Origin of the sequence: Thermoanaerobacter thermocopriae JCM 7501 (assembly GCF_001310975.1) — a bacterium.
Taxonomy (GTDB): domain Bacteria; phylum Bacillota; class Thermoanaerobacteria; order Thermoanaerobacterales; family Thermoanaerobacteraceae; genus Thermoanaerobacter; species Thermoanaerobacter thermocopriae.
Genome location: NZ_BAZY01000056.1, coordinates 1 through 5,756, shown reverse-complemented (window position 1 = coordinate 5,756; position 5,756 = coordinate 1). Strand labels below are relative to the sequence as shown.

Below are 5,756 nucleotides of genomic sequence, written 5' to 3'. Positions count from 1 at the left end.
CCGTTATTTTCTACAAATCTTAAGCTTTTTAAATCAAGAATTTCTTGTTTGTTTATGCTTGGTTGAAATTCAAAATCAAAATCATCAAGTTCTTTTAAAAAAGGGAAGTTTGCTACTTTAACACATGCAAGTATTGCTTTTTCTTGTTTTGATTTTATTTCTAAATTGCTTAGTTCATATAGAGCATCTATAACACTTTTTTCTCCTGATTTAATCAGGTTTAAGTACGTATCTATATTATTATTTTTTATGTTATTTAATCCAAGTTCTTCTAAATTGTTTAATAGCTTAATATAGTTACTCACATTTTCACTTACCTATGCAATAATTTATCTAATTCATTAAGATTATTTGTACATATTTGTTCAATATCTTCTCTATTTTTGATGAGATTTTCCATTAATTCTCTATAATGAGATTCATGATAGTTTACCTTTTTTATCACACTTAATATATGGACAGATATCAAATCTGTGTTAAAATATATATGTAACTCATTTTCTACTGTTTTAAGAGTTACAGTTTTGTTTATATATTTTGGAGGGACTGAGTATCTACTCCCCTTGTAATATATCATAGAATCTTTATGGACAGTTGCTTTTTGCTCGAAGTTCATATAACTTTCTATGATATCATTACTTGGTAGCGGAGATAGATACTCCTTCTCTTTTTGGAATAATATTATCGTTTGTATTCCTGTTGATTGATTTGTGGATTGATTAACTTTTTTGTTATTTCATCGATTATCTTTATTAAATCTTCTTCATTTTCAAATTCACCATTGTATGGCAGTAACCAATCAATAAATTTATTAGATGATTCCACCTTTCCTTTGGTATATGAGCGCCTTGGTTTACATAAGCGTATCTTAAAGCCAAAATCATTTGCAAATGCTTTTATTTTATTATTTATCTTCCTCCCCTCGTTTGTTATATCAACTACTTATATCTCGAAACTAATTTTATGTCTTCCTTCCAATCTACCTGGGCCTGTTTTCCCGCAGGAGTTTCAAATCGTGGATGACCACTTGCTTTTATTTCATCATAGACTCCCATGCCGCAAATGCGGCACCAGCAGAGGATGAAAATACCATCCCCTTTACGGGAAGCACGCAGGATAGAATAACCCTTATGGTTGTTGCACCAGCTCTTCAATTTTACAGTCGCTATCGTTCAAATTTTAAAAAAGGAGTTGGCTCTTTCATGGATTTAGTTTACTCTCACGTTTGCGGATTAGATGTCCATAAAAAGAATGTCGTAGCTTTGACCTAATAGATTTTTCATTTTTGGTATCCCTCATACAAACAGAAGGATACCAAATTTATGTACAAATCTGTACATTTTTATTTTCCACTTTTCGTACATTCTTATTTTATTATTTACAGTTACATGTTTTATCTGAACTATAAGGGATATAAAGTTTCCTCACTCCTTTACTTATCAAGTGCTTCTGTAGAACATTGTGCTATGCTCTGCCCATTAATACAAAACTTAATCTCTTTCTCCTCTGCCTTTTCTTTTTCTGCATTAATGGTGGTAGGAACAAGCTTAATATCAACGTAAGGGAATTCATCCCAAGCATCATAAAACTCTACTCTGAACAATCCACGTACTTTCATGCCATCGATATACACTTCAGTACCTATTGTTTTTAATTATTTCCATATTATACCATATTTCCATTGTTTTCCTACTTTCTCAAGGCATAATAAAAACACTCTTTGTTGAGTGCCTACTCGCTTTGGTTTGGCTTCATGCCTGCAAGCTTGAGTATGCTTTCAGGTGGTTCTTCGTTTAAAACATTGCGGTATAAGCTAACAAGTTTTCTTGCTGCTTTTCTTTTCTCTTCCATTGGTGCTTTTACGCCCCCACAAGCGCCAGCCAAAGCTGCAGCTGCTGCGTGTATGCCATTTCTATTTAAAGTACCATCTGGTTCACGGACTGGCAGTTTGCACTGTTCCTTACTTGTATATTCACTTTTCGGCACAAGATGTATTAAACAAGCATTCCACCATTGTTCTTTATCATAGTCACTTTCACTAAAACTGCTCCATGGCTTATTAGAAACCTTTTCTGACACTTGGTACTCACCTCCTTACAAGAAGGCATAAAAATACCACCTCAACCTTGCTCGGTTAGGTGGTTAAATTTGGGGTTTTAACTCGCCTTTTGCAACTTTATCCATATGCCACCACCAACCTGTTTCACCATTTGGTGGGCCTTTTACAAAAGGCGCAAGTTTATCAGCATATTTTAAAACTTTTTTTTGTAATTCTTTGCCTTCGGGTGTCTTGATTAGCTGTTTTTCTTGAAGAATATCAAGGATGTTCAATAAATAACTTACCGCAAAATAATCAGGTTCTTCCTCTTCAAAAATATCAAGACTTTCAGCTTCCATTTTAGCTTGTTCAAGTATTCCCATATTCTCACCTCACAAAATTCGGATATATGGCTGTTTTTCCAAATACTTTGCCCAATCTTCTTTATCCTCGAATGCCCAACCACTTGCATCCCTATTCATATGCTCATTAAACAAAGCTAAATTCACCTTGCGTTTTTCATATTTTACAAATGCCCAGCAAATATCTCCACGCTGTGGGTCTCTAAATGTGTATATCTCATCAGCATTTTTCTTGGTTTGCAACAAGAATTTTTTATATTTTGTTATATGTTCTTCTGTAATTTCTTTTTGATTTCTTGGTATCGTCTCATCAAATGTATACCCATGTTTTGCAACGTGATATTTTTCACGATACAACTCCTTTTCTTTTCTTGCCTCTAATATTAGCTCCTTTTTAATAAGCCAATGCGTGTTATCCCACTCAATTTGCCTTAGCTCAGCCAACTTTTTAATTAAAACTGAATAATCTTTTTCACTTTTTATTATAACTCTTGCTTGCTCATCATACAACTTTTTATTTTTAAGATATTCTCTTTCCACTTTATTGTAAAATTGCTGTTTCCGTTTTTCCTGTGCTTCTTTATATGCTTCCTTTTCTTTCTCACTTCTTGGATCCTCAGTTAACGATGTATTGCTATACTTTTCTGTCTCTTCGGCATTAGGATCAAGTTCTCGTATATATGGCATTAATACATGTCTACAGTTTGGATGACGAGGAATAACTACACCATCTTCTCCGTACTTTGGATATCTCCCGTCTTTACCTGAAAGGCTGTATACTTTACCCTGAATTGGTGCACATAAATGACATGTCGGATAGTGTGTAGACACTTTCACCAAATCAATATCGAATTCCTTGCAAGCATTAATAGTCGCCACCGTTGCTGCTTCTCTTGTCAATGTCATTGCAACCATCTCAGCATAACTATCAAGTCTCCATTCCCTACCTAGCCTGTCTTTGAAGCCTGTTAAACCCTTGCTCAATAGCCTCTCCATCAAATCTTTTTTCATCTGCTGCCATGTTTCACCACTGACATACTTTTTACCTGCTGCTTCTAAACTTGCTTTTCTAAAATAATCATCAAATTTACGTCCCACAAACTGAGTTGCATCTCTGAGATTGTCATAAAGATTTTGCGCTAACACATCTACTGCTCTCTGATGTATTTGACTAAAACTTGGATTTTGGATTGCTTCGCCCTTTAACTGTTTAATAAAAGCCATTACTTCAATATAGTTCTGTTGATATATCTTTGGCACATTTTCTTCAATCCACTTTGCAGCGTTTTGGTCTAACTGTTCTAATATCTGCATTATTTGTTTGAAAATATCTTTGAAATAAACTGTATCTTGTTTCTTTACTTCTTTTTCCAATATTACTTTAAGAACATTCAAAAAACCCTGCCGATAGAGTTCGACAAGGCTTTGTATGAGTTTTTCTTCGTCAAAGTTAGGCATTATCTATCACTCACTTTGTTGTTGCTGATTCTGTTGTGTTTGTAATGTTGTTGTAAATAATGCTGGAGCCTCTTGTGCTGTCTCAACCGCTATCTTCGCTAGTTCTTGTTTTAAAGTCTCTGCGTCAAATTCAAATAAATGTTTTAAAGCTGTTTCTCTGCTTATAAGCCCGTTTTGAACAAGCATTGAATAGATTTCTGCCTGCTCTTTTTCATCATCTGGTAATCCGTCGTTCCAAGCGATATTAATTGTCTCCAGTTCTATCCCATTGCCATATAAAGCATCTAATTTACTTGCAAGCCGTAAAATTTTCTTTATAGCAGGGTCAAACCTCATGCGTATTCGGTTTACTTTTGCGAGAGGCGCCATCATTAAGCGTCTTAATGCACTACCTGACTCCGCAAGGCCCTGTTTTAACTGCCCAAAAGCAGCGGCACTTGTTTCTGATAGTGCATAAAATTGCTCCATTAGCAGGTCTATTTCTCTAAATGCAGCATCAAGCTTCCCATCCCACACCACATAACCCGGTGGTTGTTCGCCTTGTTCTACAGGAAATATTTCCTCCTCCTCTGACAACCCACTCACCGAGCTCGTTTTGTTCAAGTGCTGTAGCAGGCCCATACATGTTAGGGTCAGCGTGCTTATCAAGGATTCTACTTATCTGTGCAATTCTGACTTCTATCTCTTGAATTATACTATCAAGGTCGCTATAGTCATCCAAGCCGTATATTCTGTCGCTTGTCTGCATATTATGAACTGGTACCACTAAGAAATCATCAATTCCCGTATATATTTCCGGTTCTAAATCAGGGTAAAAAGTTTTTATATCAATTTCGTTTTTTATAATTCCATCTTGCAATTCAAAAAGTCTATTTGTGATTTTACCTCTTTCGTGTATTTCAAGTCTAAGATAAGTTGTCTTTTTGTCCTTGTTCAGTAGTGTTGGTGTCGGTATATCAAACGTCCAAGCTATGATATGAGCCTGTACGTCTTTGATATTGTCCGCATTAACAACAGGAAACCATAAAGCTGGTGGTATTGCTTCTATAATTGCTTTTTTATCATATCTTGTTTTAAATATGCCATCGCCATATCTACTTAAATCTATTGCTACTTCGTAAGCCGTGTTTAAAAAGTTATTATTTTTGATAATTTTATCTAACTGTTCTTGCTCTTTACTTCCTGTTTCTCCTGCTGTTATTCTAGGTGGTTCTCCTAATAACAAATCTGCCCATAACGTCGATAAGCGTTTAGGCCAATTTAAAATAATCTCTAGCGTTGCTTTTTTGTCATCTCTAAGCAACCTAACCCAATCTTTAAATACAAGTTCATGCCTACCTTCAAAGAGCTTTCTGTTTTGGTCATAACGCTGTAGTCTTTCCATTTCGCTATCTGGAGGCCATTTTGCACCAATATCACAAAAACTCAAATCCGTCATCATCTCATCATCACCTTATTATACGAAACGAAAAATTTCGGATAATTACCAGCCCACTGGTTTATCTATGACCTTCATACTATGCCTCATTGTATATAAACCATAACATTCGGCATCACTTGCATGGTCATTTTGTTTGAGTGACTTATCTTCTCCTTTTTGTTGTGCTTTTGTATCCCAAACATAAGAAGCTTTTTCTTTTATCAAGTTCTTGCAGCTTTCATGAATGAAATATCTGTTGTTGCTAAGCAATGTTGATACCTACCTAATACCGTCAAGCACTTCGTTATCTGCTTTTCTAACATTAAAAAATCCGTCTTTGCGAAGCTGAAGCTATAAAGCTCGCTGCCGACGGATCAACTACTATGTTTGTTATATGTTTGTCACCGATAAACTCTTTCAAGTCTCGTGAATATTCAGCGACTGTTTTTTGTCGCCCTCCTTTGCTACTGTCGTAATT

At 35.4% G+C, this 5,756-nt stretch carries 10 protein-coding genes; 1 reads left to right on the top strand and 9 read right to left on the bottom strand.

The features are described 5' to 3' along the window. On the bottom strand, window positions 1–305 hold a 305-nt coding region (locus JCM7501_RS12210; RefSeq protein WP_256201493.1), incomplete at its 3' end, for an ATP-binding protein. An 8-nt stretch (window positions 306–313) separates the two neighbouring features. Continuing rightward, a complete protein-coding gene (locus JCM7501_RS15510; RefSeq protein WP_228379022.1) occupies window positions 314–616 on the bottom strand; it encodes a Mu transposase domain-containing protein in 303 nt (100 codons plus the stop codon). Between the two features lie 403 nt (window positions 617–1,019). On the opposite strand from JCM7501_RS15510, the gene JCM7501_RS13110 reads away from it, so the two are divergent. Then, a complete protein-coding gene (locus JCM7501_RS13110; RefSeq protein WP_054644886.1) occupies window positions 1,020–1,271 on the top strand; it encodes a hypothetical protein in 252 nt (83 codons plus the stop codon). A 161-nt stretch (window positions 1,272–1,432) separates the two neighbouring features. Here JCM7501_RS13110 and JCM7501_RS12195 read toward each other — a convergent pair whose 3' ends face one another. The 7 genes from JCM7501_RS12195 to JCM7501_RS12170 all read right to left on the bottom strand — a co-directional run bounded on the left by JCM7501_RS12195 (window position 1,433) and on the right by JCM7501_RS12170 (window position 5,548). Continuing rightward, on the bottom strand, window positions 1,433–1,618 hold the full coding sequence (locus JCM7501_RS12195) for a hypothetical protein (protein ID WP_028992398.1): 186 nt from the start codon (window positions 1,616–1,618) through the stop codon (window positions 1,433–1,435). Between the two features lie 113 nt (window positions 1,619–1,731). Then, entirely contained in the window at window positions 1,732–2,079 is a 348-nt protein-coding gene (locus tag JCM7501_RS12190) for a hypothetical protein (RefSeq protein ID WP_028992397.1), read from the bottom strand. Window positions 2,080–2,142: 63 nt separating this feature from the next. After that, complete coding sequence (locus tag JCM7501_RS12185) at window positions 2,143–2,421, bottom strand: hypothetical protein (RefSeq protein WP_013411791.1); 279 nt, start codon at window positions 2,419–2,421, stop codon at window positions 2,143–2,145. Between the two features lie 9 nt (window positions 2,422–2,430). After that, the gene (locus tag JCM7501_RS12180) at window positions 2,431–3,858 is read right to left on the bottom strand and encodes a phage minor capsid protein (RefSeq protein ID WP_028992396.1); all 1,428 of its coding nucleotides are present in this window, start codon (window positions 3,856–3,858) and stop codon (window positions 2,431–2,433) included. Window positions 3,859–3,864: 6 nt separating this feature from the next. Next, window positions 3,865–4,374 (bottom strand): phage portal protein, encoded by a 510-nt coding sequence (locus JCM7501_RS15505; RefSeq protein WP_256201492.1) that lies wholly within the window; start codon window positions 4,372–4,374, stop codon window positions 3,865–3,867. Continuing rightward, window positions 4,355–5,299, bottom strand: coding sequence for a phage portal protein (locus JCM7501_RS12175; protein ID WP_256201491.1), 945 nt, complete (start codon window positions 5,297–5,299; stop codon window positions 4,355–4,357). The genes JCM7501_RS15505 and JCM7501_RS12175 overlap by 20 nt, the downstream gene beginning before the upstream one ends. A gap of 42 nt (window positions 5,300–5,341) precedes the next feature. After that, window positions 5,342–5,548, bottom strand: coding sequence for a hypothetical protein (locus JCM7501_RS12170; RefSeq protein ID WP_028992394.1), 207 nt, complete (start codon window positions 5,546–5,548; stop codon window positions 5,342–5,344). Window positions 5,549–5,756 lie beyond the last annotated feature (208 nt).

What these genes read in the sequence shown, in the direction of transcription:
- JCM7501_RS15510 (WP_228379022.1), bottom strand. Translation starts at nt 616, where the DNA reads ATGAACTTCGAGCAAAAAGCAACTGTCCATAAAGATTCTATGATATAT.
- JCM7501_RS13110 (WP_054644886.1), top strand. Translation starts at nt 1,020, where the DNA reads ATGACCACTTGCTTTTATTTCATCATAGACTCCCATGCCGCAAATGCG.
- JCM7501_RS12195 (WP_028992398.1), bottom strand. Translation starts at nt 1,618, where the DNA reads ATGAAAGTACGTGGATTGTTCAGAGTAGAGTTTTATGATGCTTGGGAT.
- JCM7501_RS12185 (WP_013411791.1), bottom strand. Translation starts at nt 2,421, where the DNA reads ATGGGAATACTTGAACAAGCTAAAATGGAAGCTGAAAGTCTTGATATT.
- JCM7501_RS12180 (WP_028992396.1), bottom strand. Translation starts at nt 3,858, where the DNA reads ATGCCTAACTTTGACGAAGAAAAACTCATACAAAGCCTTGTCGAACTC.
- JCM7501_RS12175 (WP_256201491.1), bottom strand. Translation starts at nt 5,299, where the DNA reads ATGATGACGGATTTGAGTTTTTGTGATATTGGTGCAAAATGGCCTCCA.